This is a genomic window from Pseudarthrobacter scleromae (assembly GCF_014644515.1).
GTDB lineage: Bacteria > Actinomycetota > Actinomycetes > Actinomycetales > Micrococcaceae > Arthrobacter > Arthrobacter scleromae.
In genome coordinates this window covers 386804-403153 of record NZ_BMKV01000003.1, presented here as the reverse complement: position 1 = coordinate 403153, position 16350 = coordinate 386804, and the positions used below count along the sequence as shown (strand labels likewise).

General features: G+C 66.1%; 17 protein-coding genes. 9 read left to right on the top strand and 8 right to left on the bottom strand.

Annotated features, from left to right (window positions below; translation table 11 throughout):
• Positions 1-225 precede the first annotated feature (225 nt).
• Positions 226-918: an LmeA family phospholipid-binding protein gene (locus tag IEX33_RS09990; protein WP_188729768.1), complete on the bottom strand. Its 693-nt coding sequence runs from the start codon at positions 916-918 to the stop codon at positions 226-228.
• Positions 919-987: 69 nt separating this feature from the next.
• Entirely contained in the window at positions 988-1797 is an 810-nt protein-coding gene (locus IEX33_RS09985; protein WP_229675315.1) for an alpha/beta fold hydrolase, read from the bottom strand.
• A gap of 162 nt (positions 1798-1959) precedes the next feature.
• On the opposite strand from IEX33_RS09985, the gene IEX33_RS09980 reads away from it, so the two are divergent.
• Positions 1960-3558 carry an ABC-F family ATP-binding cassette domain-containing protein gene (locus tag IEX33_RS09980; RefSeq protein WP_188729765.1) on the top strand — a complete coding sequence of 533 codons (1599 nt, stop codon included), beginning with the start codon at positions 1960-1962 and terminating at the stop codon, positions 3556-3558.
• A gap of 129 nt (positions 3559-3687) precedes the next feature.
• On the opposite strand, the gene IEX33_RS09975 is transcribed toward IEX33_RS09980, so the two are convergent.
• From IEX33_RS09975 to IEX33_RS09960, 4 genes are read right to left on the bottom strand one after another with little or no spacing between them, the layout of a single operon-like run.
• Positions 3688-4164: a YbaK/EbsC family protein gene (locus IEX33_RS09975; RefSeq protein ID WP_188729763.1), complete on the bottom strand. Its 477-nt coding sequence runs from the start codon at positions 4162-4164 to the stop codon at positions 3688-3690.
• A 3-nt stretch (positions 4165-4167) separates the two neighbouring features.
• A complete protein-coding gene (locus IEX33_RS09970; protein ID WP_188729761.1) occupies positions 4168-5043 on the bottom strand; it encodes an SURF1 family cytochrome oxidase biogenesis protein in 876 nt (291 codons plus the stop codon).
• Positions 5044-5313 carry a hypothetical protein gene (locus IEX33_RS09965; RefSeq protein WP_188729759.1) on the bottom strand — a complete coding sequence of 90 codons (270 nt, stop codon included), beginning with the start codon at positions 5311-5313 and terminating at the stop codon, positions 5044-5046.
• The gene (locus tag IEX33_RS09960) at positions 5310-5744 is read right to left on the bottom strand and encodes a DUF3099 domain-containing protein (protein WP_188729757.1); all 435 of its coding nucleotides are present in this window, start codon (positions 5742-5744) and stop codon (positions 5310-5312) included. The genes IEX33_RS09965 and IEX33_RS09960 overlap by 4 nt, the downstream gene beginning before the upstream one ends.
• A gap of 154 nt (positions 5745-5898) precedes the next feature.
• Here IEX33_RS09960 and IEX33_RS09955 point away from each other — a divergent pair, with 154 nt between their 5' ends.
• Together IEX33_RS09955 and IEX33_RS09950 are read left to right on the top strand one after the other, a co-directional pair.
• Positions 5899-6624: a beta-ketoacyl-ACP reductase gene (locus IEX33_RS09955; protein WP_066275721.1), complete on the top strand. Its 726-nt coding sequence runs from the start codon at positions 5899-5901 to the stop codon at positions 6622-6624.
• Between the two features lie 127 nt (positions 6625-6751).
• Positions 6752-7516 (top strand): SDR family oxidoreductase, encoded by a 765-nt coding sequence (locus tag IEX33_RS09950; protein WP_104187223.1) that lies wholly within the window; start codon positions 6752-6754, stop codon positions 7514-7516.
• A gap of 142 nt (positions 7517-7658) precedes the next feature.
• Here IEX33_RS09950 and serB read toward each other — a convergent pair whose 3' ends face one another.
• Complete coding sequence (serB, locus tag IEX33_RS09945; RefSeq protein WP_188729755.1) at positions 7659-8552, bottom strand: phosphoserine phosphatase SerB; 894 nt, start codon at positions 8550-8552, stop codon at positions 7659-7661.
• 100 nt (positions 8553-8652) lie between these two features.
• On the opposite strand from serB, the gene map reads away from it, so the two are divergent.
• The 6 genes from map to IEX33_RS09915 all read left to right on the top strand — a co-directional run bounded on the left by map (position 8653) and on the right by IEX33_RS09915 (position 13535).
• Complete coding sequence (gene map, locus IEX33_RS09940; RefSeq protein WP_188729753.1) at positions 8653-9423, top strand: type I methionyl aminopeptidase; 771 nt, start codon at positions 8653-8655, stop codon at positions 9421-9423.
• A 91-nt stretch (positions 9424-9514) separates the two neighbouring features.
• Positions 9515-10300 (top strand): ABC transporter ATP-binding protein, encoded by a 786-nt coding sequence (locus tag IEX33_RS09935; RefSeq protein WP_066275729.1) that lies wholly within the window; start codon positions 9515-9517, stop codon positions 10298-10300.
• Between the two features lie 18 nt (positions 10301-10318).
• Entirely contained in the window at positions 10319-11104 is a 786-nt protein-coding gene (locus tag IEX33_RS09930; protein WP_188729751.1) for a sulfite exporter TauE/SafE family protein, read from the top strand.
• Between the two features lie 7 nt (positions 11105-11111).
• A complete protein-coding gene (locus IEX33_RS09925) occupies positions 11112-11921 on the top strand; it encodes a TrmH family RNA methyltransferase (RefSeq protein ID WP_188729749.1) in 810 nt (269 codons plus the stop codon).
• A 152-nt stretch (positions 11922-12073) separates the two neighbouring features.
• Entirely contained in the window at positions 12074-12331 is a 258-nt protein-coding gene (locus IEX33_RS09920; protein WP_066275740.1) for a type B 50S ribosomal protein L31, read from the top strand.
• Positions 12332-12443: 112 nt separating this feature from the next.
• Positions 12444-13535, top strand: coding sequence for a lipoate--protein ligase family protein (locus IEX33_RS09915; RefSeq protein WP_188729747.1), 1092 nt, complete (start codon positions 12444-12446; stop codon positions 13533-13535).
• 102 nt (positions 13536-13637) lie between these two features.
• Here IEX33_RS09915 and pepN read toward each other — a convergent pair whose 3' ends face one another.
• The gene (gene pepN / locus IEX33_RS09910) at positions 13638-16334 is read right to left on the bottom strand and encodes an aminopeptidase N (protein WP_188729745.1); all 2697 of its coding nucleotides are present in this window, start codon (positions 16332-16334) and stop codon (positions 13638-13640) included.
• Positions 16335-16350: the final 16 nt, after the last annotated feature.

Sequence of the window (16350 nt, the reverse complement as noted above, 5' to 3'; positions counted from 1 at the left end):
CCTAGCACGGGCGGGCTCTGTGTGGGCGCCCTGATTCTCGTTATATCGCTCATCGCCCAGCCTGGTGACCCGAATTCGGTGATAGTCAGGGACCTCCTGATCACCTTCAGCGCCGTCTTCACTGGAGCAAACGCGGTCGGGCTCCTGGAACTTCGACGGCGGCAGGAAGTTCCGGACGTATTGACTAAGAAACCCACCTAGGGCCACAGGTCAGGGCGGGCGCCGTCATGGAACGAGCTTGACGTTCGCGCCGGAGAGCCTCGCACGGAAGCCGTCGCCCTGGACCGCGACGTCCTGAAGGACGAGGCCCTCGGGCAGGCCCTCAATGCTGTGCTCGATGGTCACGAGCCTTCTTACGGCGGCACCGAGGGCGTCGGAGAGGAAGCCGGGCCCGCCAATGTCGATCGAGCGCGGCTCAACAACCAGCCTGCCGGCGTCGACCCTGACTGTGCCCGTGGCGTTGACGTCCAGTCCGCGGCCCAAGACCTGGACTGTGCGGACCACCAGAACCTGGCCGCCGTCGGCGGCGCGGACCACGGTCCCATCACCGAGTTCCCCGGCAACGACGTCGAACGGAACGGTCGCGTCCACGGCGAGGCGTTCAGCAACCATCCCGCCCGGCCCCGTGACCACGCCCTGCCCTTCGGCCCTAACGTCGTGAAGCAACGAGCCCGCGATGGCCACTGTCCCGGCGTCCAGGGCAAGATCGGCGAGCCACACCTCATCCCCGCGCAGGTCGGCGGGAGGCTCGGCGCCCGCCGTGGGTTCAGCGCCCGTCGTGGGGGAGGGCGCAGGCGCTGCTGCCACCCCGCGCACCGGACTGCTCACCACCCACCACGCGATTGCAACCGCAAGACCCAGGACGATGACCATTCCAGCAGCACCGATCAGCCAGTCCTTGGCACGCGTCCACTTCATCAGGACAGTCTGAAGGCTCACCCCCGGGCCGCGAAACCCCAAACCGCACTTGCTCCTACTCGATCTGCCTCAGACCCCCATGAACTGACGGAGAGCCGCCACCCAGGAGTGGAACGCATCCAGATGGCTGTCATGGGACGCCCCGGCCAAATCCACGCGCTCGACGCTGCGGCCGCGCTCGCAGAACTCGGACTTGTCCTCCGCAACGAATATCCCGTGTTCTCCATAAACAACGAGCGTTGGCACAGCGATGCTCTCCCACTCGTCCCAGCGGGGCGCGGCCACTCCTTTGATCGCGGCCACCATGACGTCAGCCTCAAACCGCGGCCACAACCCGTCCGACCTGTCCTCCAGGTCAGCCACCCACGCCCGGTCCAAGGGTCCGTCCCCAAGAAACTCCTGTGCTGTTGTGCGGCTTCCGAAGGGCACAGGCCAGGACCGGAAGTATTCAGCCAAGAGTTCATGCTCGTCCACGCCTCCGCCGCGTGCGCCGGTCTCAAGAAGGACCAGCCGGGAGACCAGGTCAGGGCGCCCGGCTGCCACCAGCATCGCCGTGTGCCCGCCCAGAGACTGGCCAATAAGGGTCACGGGTGCGCTGACCACTGATTCGATAACACGTACGACGTCGGCAACGAAGGCTTCGCGGGAAAGGTCGCCCGGCCGGGTGGTACTTCTGCCGTGGCCGCGGAGGTCGATCAAAACGGTTCGGAATTCCGGTAGCGCAAGGGCTGTCTGGACGAACTCACCCGCACTGCCGGCCAATCCATGCAGGATGACGACAGGCGCTCCGTCGGCCGGTCCCAGTTCGAAGCCGCGGATGTGAACGCCGGGCCCGGTACTGACTCCGAAAGTCCGGGCAGGGAAGTCCATCAAGGTCATGCCGCAACGCTAGCTGAACAGGCGGCTGCAGACGGGGCGTTCTGCGTGGACGTTGCCGGACGGTAGACTTGGATGGGCCGTTCTCCGGCCACTCTGCCCCGGCTCCCTCCCAACATCGTGCGAGGGCTGCGGCGTTCCCTGTTGTGAAAGGCCTTACCTGCTGTGATTACTGTCCAGGATCTTGAACTGCGTGCCGGCGCCCGGCTCCTGATGGACCAGGTGAGCTTCCGCATCGACAAGGGAGACAAGATCGGCCTGGTGGGCCGTAACGGCGCCGGGAAGACCACCCTCACCCGGGTCCTCGCCGGTGAAGGACTTCCCGCCGCGGGGAAAGTGACCCGTACCGGCGAGATCGGCTACCTGCCGCAGGATCCCCGGACGCCGGACATGGAGCAGCTCGCACGGGACCGTATCCTGTCCGTCCGTGGCCTGGACATCGCCGTCGGAAAACTGCGCCTGGCGCACGAGGAAATGGCCAGCGAGGACGCGGCGGTCCAGCGCAAGGCGATGAACCGTTACGACCGGCTCGAATCCGAGTTCCTGGCAGCCGGCGGCTATGCCGCCGAGGCCGAGGCAGCAGCAATCTGCTCCAACCTCGCCCTGCCGGACCGCCTGCTGAACCAGCCGCTGAAGACCCTCTCCGGTGGCCAGCGGCGCCGCGTGGAGCTGGCACGCATCCTCTACTCGGACGCCGAGACGATGCTCCTCGATGAGCCCACCAACCACCTCGACGCCGATTCCATCGCCTGGCTGCGTGACTTCCTCAAGAACCACCAGGGCGGCCTGATCGTGATCAGCCACGACACCGAACTGCTCGAAGCCACCGTCAACAAGGTGTTCCTACTGGACGCCAACCGCGCCCAGATCGACTTCTACAACATGGACTGGAAGCGCTACCTCACGCAGCGCGAAACCGATGAGCGCGCCCGCAAGCGGGAGCGCGCCAACGCCGAGAAGAAGGCCCAGGTCCTTTTCGACCAGGCCAACAAGATGCGCGCCAAAGCCACCAAGGCGGTTGCCGCCCAGAACATGGCCAAGCGCGCCGAGCGGCTGCTCAGCGGACTCGAGGCCGTCCGGGAAAACGACCGCGTGGCAGCACTGCGTTTTCCGGACCCCTCGCCGTGCGGCAGGACCCCGCTCACCGCCGAGGGCCTCAGCAAGTCCTACGGTTCGCTGGAGATCTTCACGGACGTGGACCTGGCCATCGACCGCGGCTCCAAAGTGGTCATCCTGGGCCTCAACGGTGCCGGCAAAACTACCCTCCTGCGGATGCTCGCGGGCGTGGACCAGCCTGACACCGGTGACGTTATAGCCGGCCACGGCCTGAAGGTGGGCTACTACGCCCAGGAGCATGAAACCCTGGACGTGGACCGGACCGTCCTGGAAAACATGCGCTCCGCCGCCCCGGACATGAAGGACGCCGAAGTCCGCGGCATCCTGGGTTCGTTCCTGTTCTCAGGTGACGACGTCGACAAGCCCGCCGGCGTCCTCTCCGGCGGTGAGAAGACCCGCCTGGCCCTTGCCACTATCGTGGCCTCCAGCGCCAACGTCCTCCTCCTCGACGAGCCCACCAACAACCTGGACCCTGCCAGCCGCGCAGAAATCCTGGGCGCCCTCAGGAACTACAGCGGCGCCGTCGTCCTGGTCAGCCACGACGAGGGGGCAGTGGAGGCCCTCAACCCCGAGCGCGTAGTCCTGCTGCCCGACGGCGTCGAGGACCACTGGAACGAAGACTACCTGGACCTGATTACGCTGGCCTAAGCCTTTCACTCCGGCTGGCTCCGCTACGCGGCGCAGGCGATTTCCCGCGTGCTGGCTCCTTCGTCGCCTTTGACGCACGCTACATAAATCACCTACACCGCTGCGCTCGTGCCCAATGAGGCTTGAGCATTAGCGCACCTTCAGTTCCAGGGCTTCGGTCATTTTCTGAAGCTGCTTGTAGGTGATGCTGAACATGGAGTGGTGGTCGCCTGCGCCTGCCCAGAGGCGTTGGTGCTCCCGGAGGCTCGTGTCGAGGAGCGTCCTGACTTTTTCCGGGTGACCCACCGGGGCCACTCCGCCTACCGCCTGGCCGGTGTGCTGCAGGACGAAGTCGGGGGAGGCGCGGCGGATCCTGCCTGTCCCCAACTTTTCAGCAACCAGCCTGGTATCCACGCGTGCGGCCCCGCTTGCGAGGATCAGCAAGGGCTCGCCGCCGAGGTCGAAAATCAGGCTGTTCGTGATCGCCGCAAGGTCGCAGCCGAGCGCCTCAGCAGCCGCGGACGCCGTCGGAACGCCCGCGGGAAAAGTCCGCACGGTGTCCCCAACTCCGGCAGCCACCAATGCCGCGCGCACCAAGGCAACCGGGCCGTCGTCGTGCTCCGTCATCCTTCAGTACCCCTGCGCATCCAGGAGGGCGTCTTCCTCTTCTTCGGAGGTCGCTTTCTTCCGCTTCCTGGGTGGTGACGGACGACGGCGGTGCTCGCCGCCTGCCGGGCGGGCCGAGCCCTCTGGCGTCCCGTCGTCGTCCTCGGCGTCGATGGCGGCGTTGCGTGCCTGCTGGCGGGCAGCGTAGCCAAAACCAACGAACATCAGCACGCCGAACGCGAACCACTGCAGCGAGTACGAAAGGTGTGTGCCTTCCTCGGTGGAAGGCTTCGGGAACGGGAACGGCATCTCCGCTGCAGGCGGTGTCTCCGACGCGAGCTGGCCGTACGCCCCGGTCAACAGCGGATACCCGAGCTGTCCGGCATAAGCGGCAAGGTCGATGGATGCCAGCTGGCCTTCGGGGGCGCCGCGCTGGAGTTCGGGCTCGGGATGCTTCAAACGCACGACGGCGGTCACGTCACCGGCGGGGGGTTCCGGCACCGAGTCCGGGGCGCCTGGATTATCGTTGCCGATGGGCAGCCAGCCCCGGTCGATGACCACTGTCTCACCGGAGGCAAGACGGAACGGGACCACCACTTCGTAGCCCGGCTGGCCATTGAGCGGACGGTTCCGGACCACGCGCTGGCCGTCGGTGAGGTACGTGCCCCTCAGCTCCACCTGGGTCCACTCCATGGCGGGGTCCAGCTCATCAAATTGCTCCCTGGCGTCCGCGAACGCGATGGGAGTTGCCGAGTAGTTGGTCACCACGCGGTTGATTTCGGCCAGGGTCTCGGCGCGCCGGTCCATCTGCCAGCGGCCCAGGAATACGCAGGCGGAGGCGAAGATGGCAGCCAGCAGCAGATAACCCAGCCACTTGCTGGAGAAGAGGAAACGGTACATTCAGCTGTCCTGCCCTGAGCCGCCGGACGCCCGTGCGTCGTCGAGGGGCAGGGTTTCCTTCCAGAGGCCCCGCGTCTGAAGGTAGTCCTCCAGCCATTCCCGGTGGTCGGCGCAGGCAAGCCAGGTCTTGCGGCGTTCCGGTGAATGGATCTTGGGGTTGTTCCACAGGAGCTGCCAGGAAGCCTGCGCCCGGCATGCCTTGCGGGAACAGATGGCACCGGCTTCCGCCATGGCGGGATCGGTGCCGGCGGCGAAGTCGAAGATGCTCACGAGGCCTTCCTTTCCTGCCCGGACGGAGATTCGTCGTCGTCAATAATCAGCTCGCCCTGCAGGAGTTCACTGCCGGGATCCTCCCCGGCGGGCCGCACCGGCGGGCTTTCCAGCTCAGCCAGCGGGGCCGAATCCAGCAGGAGGTCGCTGTGGCCTTCGGCTTTGTCGTTCCCGTTCGCGATGATCACGGCGATCCAGGGCAGGAACACCGCGCCGGCCACCGGAATGACCTTGAACCAGCCGTCCACCACGAAAATCAGGACCAGGCACACCATGCGGATTCCCATGGCCAACGCGTACTTGATCATGCGCTGGCGCATGTCCTCCGAATGGGCTCCAGCGGCATCCGTGATGCTGTGGACTTCCGAATCACCGGAGAACCGGCCGGGTTCTCCAGGCGCGGATTGTCCCGCATGGTTTTCAAGGGTCACGGTGGTTTATCACGCTCCAAAGGCTTGCATCAATTCTCTCACCATCGGCAGTGGCGCCCAAACCCGGGCCGGGTCGGGCGCTAAGATCGAAGTCAGCCAAATCACCCCCATCTACAGCGGCCCCAGCGCGCCGCAGAATTCCGGAGCCTCCTACATGACTGAAGCAGCCACAGCCCCCCGCAGCGTCCTGATCACCGGCGGCAACCGCGGCATCGGCCTGGCCATCGCCGAGGCGTTCCTGGCCAACGGCGACAAGGTTGCCGTGACCTACCGCAGCGAAACCAAGCTGCCGGAGGGGATCCTCGGCGTCAAGGCGGACGTCACGGACGAGGCATCCGTGGACGCGGCCTTCAAGGAAGTGGAAGCTGCCCACGGCCCGGTGGAAGTCCTGGTGGCCAACGCCGGCATCACCAAGGACACCCTGCTGCTGCGCATGAGCGAAGACGACTTCACGTCCGTCATCGACACCAACCTCACCGGCGCTTTCCGGGTCATCAAGCGCGCCTCCAAGGGCATGATCCGGCTCCGGAAGGGCCGCGTTGTGCTGATCTCCTCCGTGTCGGGCCTGTACGGTGCGCCCGGACAGATCAACTACTCGGCCTCTAAAGCGGGCCTGGTGGGCATCGCACGCTCCCTGACCCGCGAACTCGGTTCGCGGGGCATCACCGCCAACGTCGTGGCGCCCGGCTTCATCAACACGGACATGACTGCCGAACTTCCCGAAGCCACCCAGAAGGACTACCTGTCCAGCATCCCGGCGGGCCGTTTTGCCGAGGCCTCCGAGGTTGCCAATGTGGTCCGCTGGATCTCCAGCGACGAGGCCGCCTACATCTCCGGAGCCGTCATCCCTGTTGACGGCGGCCTGGGCATGGGGCACTGACCGGCGCCGGCAAACTAGCAGCCAGGCGCTTCTTTGTGTAGGTCACACAAGGGAATTGTCCGGGGCCGCTGGCATGATGGACTGCAGGCCATCAGCAATTTAGACGTTTCAGACAAAAGGAGCCCGCATGGGACTGCTGGATAACAAGACTGCCATCGTGACCGGATCCTCGCGCGGAATCGGCGCGGAGGTAGCCAAGAACCTTGCCCGCGAGGGCGCCGCCGTCGTGGTGAACTACCGCCAGAAGGCACCGCGCGCCAATAAGGTTGTGCAGGGGATCGAAGCCGACGGCGGACGTGCAGTGGCCGTGGGCGCGGACCTCACCACCCAGGAAGGCGTGCAGGCGCTGGCCTCCGCGGCCATGGAGAACTTCGGTTCCCTGGACATCCTGGTGCTGAATGCCTCCGGCGGCATGGAAACCGGGATGGGCGAGGACTACGCACTCAAGCTGAACCGCGACGCCCAGATCAACATGCTCAACGCTGCCGTGCCGCTGATGAAGGAAGGCTCGCGGGTGGTCTTCGTGACCAGCCACCAGGCCCACTTCATCAACACGGTGCCCACCATGGAGGCCTACGAGCCGGTGGCCCGCAGCAAGCGTGCCGGCGAGGACGCCCTGCGCGAACTCATCCCCAACCTGGCCGAGAAGGGCATCACCCTGGTGGTTGTCTCGGGCGACATGATCGAGGGCACCGTCACGGCCACCCTGCTTGACCGCTCCACGCCGGGTGCCATCGAGGCCCGCCGGGCCGAAGCCGGCAAGCTGTACTCGGTGGAGGAGTTCGCGGAGGTTGTGGCCGGCATGGTCACCGCCGACGTCGAGTCCGGCCACACCGAATACGCCGGCGGTGCAGACTACTTCGGCAAGGGAGCCGGCCAGGCCACTAGCTAGCCCACGCTGCCCTACACGATATGGCAGCCGCGGCAATGTCCCTTCCGGACACTGCCGCGGCTGCTCCCCACCCGCACCCTAACCTCGCAAGCTCGGTCAGGGAACCCTGCGGGCGTGGGCCCATTTCGCGGTTAAGAACGAGTCACACGCCGGCGACGTACCGGACGGCGTCGAGGTACGGCATGTTAACGGCAGCGTCCGCCACAGCCCGCACCGCAGGTTTGGCGTTGAACGCGACGCCGATGCCGGCCGCCCCGAGCATGTCCAGGTCGTTGGCTCCGTCGCCCACCGCCACAGTGTGCTCCAGGGCGATGCCCTCGGCGGCGGCCCACTCTCGCAGGTACTTTTCCTTGGCTGCCCTGTCCACCACAGCGCCCAGCACCCTGCCCGTCAGCTCGCCGTCGACAATCTCCAGCTCGTTTGCCTGCCAGTAATCCAGGCCCAGTTCGCCGGCGATTGGCTCCAGGATCTGGTTGAACCCGCCGGACACCACGGCTACCACGTGCCCTGCCGCCTTGAAGGCGGCCACGAGTTCGGCCGCTCCCAGGCTCAGCTTCACTTCGTTGCGGACGGAATGGACGACGGCGGCCGGCAGCCCTGCGAGCACCGCGACGCGGGCGTGAAGGCTTTGGGTGAAGTCCAGCTCACCGCGCATGGCGGCCTCGGTAACGGCCGCCACTTCTTCCCGCTTGCCGGCGTAGGCTGCCAGGAGTTCGATGACCTCTTGCTGGATCAGGGTGGAATCAACGTCCATGATCAGCAGCTTGCGTTCTGCCGACCTGAGGACGGCCGGGACGAGCGCCGTGTCGAGTCCGGCGATGGGGGCTTCGGCAACGGCGTGGCGCAGTGCGGCGAGCCCGGCTGCGGTGGCGTCCGGCAGCTGGAGCTCGGCCACATGGACCTGGTAGCGGCCGTCGCCGGAGGAGGCCTCGGACAGCACGGCGGCGCCTTGTGCGGTGAGGGTGGAACGGAGCTGCTCCAGCCCTGTTGGAGACACATTCAGGCCATAGCTGACCGCAGTCACGTTCGAAGTCATGCCTGCCATCTTAGCCAGCGGGGGAGGGTCCCTTGAATTCATTTCACTGCTGCTGGAAGGTGGCAAGCGGATAATATTACGCCCACACCTGGAGGAACCATTGATTGAACTGCTCACACCGCGAGAGATTGACCTGGCCCGTCCCTCGGGCCAGTTCGTAGCCAATACGCTGCGGGATCTGAGGGAGCGAACCGCACCTGGAACGAATCTCCTGGAGATCAACGACTGGGCCGCTGCCATGATCAGTGCAGCGGGAGCCCGCTCCTGCTATGTCGACTACGCTCCCTCGTTCGGCCGCGGGCCCTTTGGGAAAGTCATCTGCACGTCCGTCAACGATGCCGTGCTGCACGGACTCCCTCATGATTACGTCCTCAAGGACGGGGACCTGCTGACCCTGGACTTCGCAGCCAGCGTCAATGGGTGGGTTACGGACTCCGCCATCAGCTTCGTCGTCGGGGATTCTGCTGCCCCCGAGGACACCCGCATGATCGAAACCACCGAGAGGGCATTGGCGGCGGGCATCGGTGCGGCACAGCCCGGAGCGCGCATCGGGGACATCTCCCACGCAATCGGCTCGGTGCTCAAGTCGGCTAATTACCAGGTCAACACCCAGTTCGGCGGGCACGGCGTTGGAAGCACCATGCACCAGGACCCCCACATTCCGAACACCGGCAAAGCAGGCCGCGGATATGAGCTCCGCCCCGGCTTGCTCCTGGCTATCGAACCGTGGGTCATGGACGGCACCAGCAAACTTGTCACGGCTCCTGACGGCTGGACCCTGTGCAGTTCCAACGGCCGCCGGACCGCCCACTCCGAACACACCATCGCTGTCACCGAATCCGGACCCGTGATCCTCACGCAGCCGGCCTGACGGGCGCCTGGCAAAGCTGCCCAATCAGGGTTTCACTGTTACCTTGCCCCGGTTATCAGTCGGCCTCTTTTTTGTCCTAGTGTCTACTCCTATGAGTGATGTTCTGGAATTGGCTTCCGTCAGCGTTGTCCGAGGTAAGAAAACCCTGCTGGACAAGATCGACTGGGAAGTCAACGAAGGCGAGCGCTGGGTAATCCTTGGGCCCAACGGTGCCGGCAAGACCACGCTCCTGCAGATCGCGGCCGCGCGCCTGCACCCCAGCAGCGGGAAAGCGGGCATCCTCGACGAAACCCTGGGCCGCACCGATGTCTTCGAGCTCCGTCCGCGCATCGGCCTGTCCTCCGCCGCGCTGGCCACCCAGATCCCGGAACAGGAAAACGTCCTCAACGTGGTGGTCACCGCCGCCTACGGAGTCACCGGCCGGTGGCGTGAGGGATACGAGCGCGACGACGAGCGGCGGGCTTTCCGCCTGCTCAACGACTGGGGAATGGGCCCGCTGCTCAACAGGACGTTTGCCACACTTTCCGAAGGTGAACGCAAGCGTGTCCAGATCGCCCGCGCGCTGATGACCGACCCCGAGCTGTTGCTCCTCGACGAACCGGCGGCAGGCCTGGACCTTGGGGGCCGCGAGGAACTCGTGCACAAGCTGGGAGAGCTGGCACAGGATGAGGACGCACCGGCCATGGTCCTGGTCACCCACCACCTTGAGGAAGTCCCTCCGGGATTCACCCACGCCATGCTGCTGCGCGACGGCGGAGTGGTTGCCGCAGGCCCCATCACGGACGTGCTGACCGCAGAGAACCTCAGCAAGACCTTCGGGCTGGACCTGGACATGAGCGTCAACGCCGGCCGGTACACCGCCGTCGCCCGCCGCTAACAGCGGCAGCGCAGCATCTTGGATCTTCTCAGCAGCATCTTTGTGGCCATCGCCGGCCTCTGGGCCGGCACCATCAACGCCGTGGTGGGTTCCGGCACCCTGGTGACATTCCCCGTCCTGATCGCCCTGGGGGTCGCCCCGGTGGTGGCCTCCATGAGCAACGCCATGGGGCTGGTGTTCGGCACGGCCGCCGGCGCCTTCGGCTACCGCCGTGAACTGAAGGGGCGCGGACGCCAGCTGATGCGGCTCCTGCCGGCCTCCCTTCTCGGCGGCATCTCCGGCGCCTGGCTGCTCCTGCACCTGCCGGAGGAGGTCTTCCACTACGTTGCCCCCGTCCTGATCGTCCTGGCCCTCCTGATGGTGGTGTTCCAGCCCCGGCTGCAAGCATGGGTCCGGTCCCGTGAGGAGAACCCGGAGCACGCTGTGCGCGACAAGCGGCACGGGGTGCTGCTGGTGGTGCTCGTCTATCTGGCCGGTGTCTACGGCGGCTACTTCGTGGCTGCCCAGGGGATCCTGCTGGTGGGCATCCTGGGTATCTTCCTCACCGGCACCATCCAGAACGCCAACGCCATGAAGAACATCCTGGTACTGGGCGTGAACCTCGTGGCCGCCGTGTCCTATGTGCTCTTCGCCTTCGACCGGATCAACTGGCTTGTGGTACTGCTGATCGCCGTGAGCTCGAGCATCGGCGGACTTCTCGGGGCCAAGGTGGGCCGCCGGCTCTCACCCACGGTGCTGCGCGCAGTGATCCTGGTCCTGGGCCTGGTGGCGCTGGGATTCATGATCGCGAATCTGCTGAAATAATCACCCGGTGACAATCCACTATCTTGAATCGGCCGCGGACCCCCGGGTCTCCGACTACACGCAGCTCACGGACGTGCACCTGCGCAAGCTGCGCGAACCTGCCGAGGGGATGTATATCGCCGAGTCTTCCCGCGTGCTGCGGCGTGCCCTGGCAGCAGGACACCAGCCGCGCTCGTTCTTCCTGGCGGAGAAGTGGCTCGAGGACCTCCGGGACGTCCTGGATACCTACCCGCAGGTCCCGGCCTTCATCGGCAGTGCGGCACTGCTGGAGGACATCACCGGCTTCCACCTCCACCGCGGCGCCATGGCTGCCATGCAGCGCCCGGCGCCCGTTCCGCTGCCGGAACTGCTGGCCGGGGCACGCAGGGTGGCTGTCCTGGAGGACATCGTGGACCACACCAATGTGGGCGCCATCTTCCGGTCGGCCGCCGCGCTGGACATCGATGCCGTCCTCGTCTCGCCCCGCTGCGGGGACCCCCTTTACCGGCGGAGCGTCCGGGTGAGCATGGGCACGGTGTTCCAAGTGCCGTGGGCCCGGCTCACCGGCTGGCCGGAGGACCTGCACCTGCTCAAGGACCACGGCTTCACCGTTGCCGCGCTGGAGCTCACGGACGACGCCCAGGACGTGGATGCCGTCGCCGCCCGGAACCCCGGGAAGCTTGCCCTGGTGCTCGGCACCGAGGGTGCCGGCATGAGCGCCGGGACTCTCGCCGCCGTCGACATCGCCGTGAAAATACCCATGCGCAACGGCGTGGATTCCCTGAATGTGGCGGCCGCATCAGCTGTGGCCTTCTGGGAGCTGCGGCCCCGGAACTAGGGGTGTAGCCAGCCAGGAGGTTGGTTCGCGGGCATCCGCGTTCTTACGCTATTATTGACAGCTGGCTGTAGTGCGCCCCCGGGCGACGCTGGCGCCATCCCATTCATACCTGGCAGCTGGCAAAATCCAGTTGTGCGAACAAAGGTCCAATTATGAAGTCTGATATCCACCCGAAGTACGAAGCTGTTGTTTTCAACGACCTGGCTTCCGGCACGAAGTTCCTGACCAAGTCCACCGTTTCCTCCTCGAAGACCATCGAATGGGAAGACGGCAACACCTACCCGGTCATCGATGTCGAAATCTCCTCCGAGTCGCACCCGTTCTACACGGGCAAGCAGCGCATCATGGACTCCGCAGGCCGCGTCGAGCGCTTCAACGCTCGCTTCAAGGGCTTCGGCGGCAAGAAGTAACACACTTCCGCAAAGTTCTTTTGGGAAAGCCCGCACCGGTAAACGGTGCGGGCTTTCTGCGTCCCGGCCGCCTGTTACTGGCATCCGGCACTTCTGGGGCAGGATGGATGGCATGACCGCCACACCCTCTTCAGCGAGCCTCTCCGCCTCCCGCCGCCACGGTGAATACAAAGTGCCCGGCGGCAAGCTTGTGGTCGTGGACCTGGACGTTGTTGACGGCCACCTCGCCAACGTCAGCCTCAGCGGCGACTTCTTCCTGGAACCGGACGAGGCACTCCTGGACATCAACCGGGGGCTCACGGGACTGCCGGACACCACGACGGCGGCCGAGCTGGCCGCCGTCGTATCCTCTTCGTTGCCGGCCGGCGCCGCCCTGTTCGGCTTCTCCGCGGACGCCGTCGCCATCGCCGTCCGCCGTGCCCTGGCCAAGGCAACCTCCTGGGCGGACCACCACTGGAACCTCATCGCACCCACTGTCCTGCCCACAGAAATCAACGTGGCCCTGGACGAGGTCCTCACCGAGGAGGTCGGCGCGGGCCGCCGCCACCCCACCCTCCGGTTTTGGGACTGGCAGGAGCCGTCAACGGTGATTGGCAGCTTCCAGTCCTACCGCAACGAGGTGGACCCCGGCGGCGTGGCTAAGCACGGGATCAAGGTTGTCCGGCGCATCAGCGGCGGGGGAGCGATGTTCATGGAGGCCGGCAACTGCATCACGTACTCGCTGTACCTGCCGCAGACCCTCGTTGACGGACTCAGCTTCGCGGACTCCTATCCTTTCCTGGACGCATGGGTGATGGCAGCACTGGAAAAGCTTGGCATCAACGCCTTCTACGTGCCCCTGAATGACATCGCCACGGACCAGGGCAAGATCGGCGGGGCCGCGCAGAAGCGGCTCGCCAACGGCGGCATGCTGCACCACGTGACCATGAGCTACGACATCGACGCCGATAAAATGGTTGACGTACTCCGGATCGGCAAGGAAAAGCTCTCGGACAAGGGGACCCGCAGCGCCAAGAAACGGGTGGACCCGCTCCGGCGCCAGACCGGACTGGCCCGCACCGCCATCATCGCCGCCATGGTGGACGTTTTCACCGACCGGTACGGCGCCACGCCATCACAGCTGACGGAGGGCGAGCTTGCCACCGCCCGGGAGCGCGTCGGCACCAAGTTCGGCACTGCGGAGTGGCTCCACCGCGTCCCCTGAACCCATCCATTGTCCCTGCCGGCCCCTAACCTCACAAGTTCGGCCAGGGAACCCTGCCGGCATGGGCCCACCTACTGTCGTTTTGGGGGTTCGAAACGGCACTTACGGAGCAATCGATGGTGTGCTGACGACGGCGGCCTGCGCCGTAAGTGCCCGCAGCAGGTGGCTGCGCTGCTCCACAATGATGCGCTGCAGGGCGCGGGGCGCGTCTGCATTGGCGGCCAGCCATTCGTCCGTGCGCCGGATGGCCGGGTGCGCTGCCGGGTCGGTGCCCTCGGGCAGGTCCTGGGCCAGCGGGTAGAGGCCCCGGACAATCCGGCTGGCGATCTCGATGCTGCGTTCCTCCCATACGCTGCGCAGGCACCCGAAATACGGCTCCACGTACGGCTCCAGCAGATCCGCGGGCGCCGTCACGAATCCGCTGATGGTGGCACTGAGCAGCTGGTTGGAGAGCTCGTTCCCGTCCACTGCCGCTTTCCACGCTGCCGCCTTGGCCTCCGGGTCCGGGCGGGCGGCGAGGGCTGTGGCGTGGCCGGCGCGTCCGGACGCGGTCGTGTCACGGGCGAGTTCGGCGTCCAGTTCCTCCACTGCCGCCTGGCCGTTGGCTGCCAGGGCATGCCAGAGGTGCCAGCGCAGCTCGGCATCCACCGCCAGGCCCGCCACTGGTGCTGTGCCGTCAAGGAGTCCGCGCAGCCGGGGCAGCATGGCATCATCGTGCCGGCTGGCGCTGGCGAGGGTGCGTGCCCAGGCCAGCTGCTGGTCGGAGCCGGGTGCGGCCCTGTCCAGTTCCGCCGCTGCGGCTGCCAGGAACGTGGACCGCAGCGCAGCACGTTCGCCGGCCGGCGTGTAGCGTTCGACGGCGGTGCCTGCGTTGTCGAGGATGTTCAGCAGGACGCCGATTCCTGTTTCGGCCGGACCAAACGCAACCACGGCTTCGACGTACCGCGCCGCCGGGCTTTCCCCGTCCCGGGCCGAGTTCCAGAGCGCCGTCCAGCAGAGCGCGCGGGCCATGGGGTCCCCGATCCGGTCCAGGGACGAACGGACAGTTGCCTCAGACGCCGGGTCCAGCCGCACCTTGGCGTAGGTGAGGTCGTCATCGTTGACCAGCAGGAGCGCGGGCCGGGGCTTGCCGGCGAGCTGGGGGAGTTCCGTCCGGGCCCCGGCCACATCCGTTTCGAAACTGTCGGTGCGCACCAGGGCCCCGCCGCCGTCGAAATTGTAGGAACCAACGCGCAGCCGGTGCGGCCGAAGCTCCTCCCGTCCCGTGACGGGGTCCGCGGCTGCCTGGACGATGACCGCCCTGCCCAGCACGCCGTCGTCGGCCGCGTCCGGCACATCCGCGCCCGGCACAACTGCGCCCGGTACAACCTCGCCGGGCACAGTCTTCCCGGGCACAATCTCCAGGGACAGCGTGGAGATGCCCGAGGTCTGCAGCCACTGCTGTGCCCAGCCGGCCAGGTCCCGCCCTGAGGAGGCACTCAAGGCGGCCAGCAGGTCGTCAAGCGTTGTGTTGCCGTACGCGTGCTTGCGGAAGTAGTCGCGGGAGCCGCTGATGAACGCCTCGAACCCAACGTAGGCCACCAGTTGCTTTAGAACGGAGGCGCCCTTGGCGTAGGTGATGCCGTCGAAGTTCTGCTTGGCGGCTTCAAGGTCCGGGATGTCCGCGACGATCGGGTGGGTGGTGGGCAGCTGGTCCTGCACGTAGGCCCAGGCCTTGCGTTTGTTAGCGAAGTTCACCCACGCGGTGTCCCAGTCCGTGGCGCGGTCCACGCCCAGGGTGCCCATGTAGTCTGCGAATGACTCCTTGAGCCACAGGTCATCCCACCACTGCATGGTGACCAGGTCGCCGAACCACATGTGCGCCATCTCGTGCATCAGGGTATTGGCGCGCCCCTGGTACTGGGCGTCCGTGGCACGCGAGGTGAACACGTAGCTCTCGGTGAACGTCACCAGGCCGGGGTTTTCCATGGCACCAAGGTTGTACTCGGGCACGAAGGCCTGGTCGTATTTGCCCCAGGGGTAGGGGTAGTCGAAGAGCCGGTTGAAGAAGTCCAGGCCGTTCTTGGTGAGCCGGAACAGCTCGTGAGTGTCGAAGGAGTGTGCCATCGATGCCCGGCAGTACAGGGCGAGCGGCACGTCCAGGGAGGTGCCGTCGTCGAGCGTTGCCTGCCAGCGGTCCTCGGCCTTGAAGTACGGCCCGGCCAGCACCGTGGTGATGTAGGTGGACATCCGGCCGGTGGTGGCGAAGTCCCACCGGGCGGCGGACGGGTCGCCGCTGAGGAGGGTGCGGGCCGCCTCCCGGCCGTTGGAGGCCACCTGCCAGCCGGCCGGTGCGGTCACGTGGAAGGTGAAGGAGGCCTTGAGGTCGGGCTGTTCGAAGTTGGCGAAGACCCGGCGGGCGTCAGCGGGCTCGTACTGCGTATAGAGGTAGCACTGGCCGTCGGCGGGATCAAAGAAGCGGTGCATGCCTTCGCCGGAGCGGCTGTAGAGGGCGGTGCCGGTGACGTCCACCCGGTTTTCGGACTGCAGGTTGTCCAGCCTGATCCTGGCGCCGTCCGCGACGTCCTCCACGCGCAGTTCCCTCCCATTGAGGACAACACTGTGGACCTCGCCGATGAAGTCCAGGAATGTTGATGCCCCCGGCTCCGAGGCCGTGAAGGTGATGATGCTGCGTGTCGGATAGCCCGCCACTTCCGGATTTGCCGCCTGCCGTACGTCCAGGGAGACGTCGTAACCGGTGGTGCTGATCAGGGCTGAACGGTGGGCGGCTTCATCGCGCTGCAGATTCTCATGTGACACCCAGCTATCTAATCAC

Bases quoted from the DNA above. Each gene is read 5' to 3' on its own strand.
- IEX33_RS09920 (WP_066275740.1), top strand. From the start codon at position 12,074: ATGAAGTCTGATATCCACCCGAAGTACGAAGCTGTTGTTTTCAACGAC.
- IEX33_RS09985 (WP_229675315.1), bottom strand. From the start codon at position 1,797: ATGACCTTGATGGACTTCCCTGCCCGGACTTTCGGAGTCAGTACCGGG.
- IEX33_RS09935 (WP_066275729.1), top strand. From the start codon at position 9,515: ATGAGTGATGTTCTGGAATTGGCTTCCGTCAGCGTTGTCCGAGGTAAG.
- IEX33_RS09950 (WP_104187223.1), top strand. From the start codon at position 6,752: ATGGGACTGCTGGATAACAAGACTGCCATCGTGACCGGATCCTCGCGC.
- IEX33_RS09990 (WP_188729768.1), bottom strand. From the start codon at position 918: ATGAAGTGGACGCGTGCCAAGGACTGGCTGATCGGTGCTGCTGGAATG.
- IEX33_RS09915 (WP_188729747.1), top strand. From the start codon at position 12,444: ATGACCGCCACACCCTCTTCAGCGAGCCTCTCCGCCTCCCGCCGCCAC.
- IEX33_RS09970 (WP_188729761.1), bottom strand. From the start codon at position 5,043: ATGTACCGTTTCCTCTTCTCCAGCAAGTGGCTGGGTTATCTGCTGCTG.
- IEX33_RS09955 (WP_066275721.1), top strand. From the start codon at position 5,899: ATGACTGAAGCAGCCACAGCCCCCCGCAGCGTCCTGATCACCGGCGGC.
- serB (WP_188729755.1), bottom strand. From the start codon at position 8,552: ATGACTTCGAACGTGACTGCGGTCAGCTATGGCCTGAATGTGTCTCCA.
- IEX33_RS09975 (WP_188729763.1), bottom strand. From the start codon at position 4,164: ATGACGGAGCACGACGACGGCCCGGTTGCCTTGGTGCGCGCGGCATTG.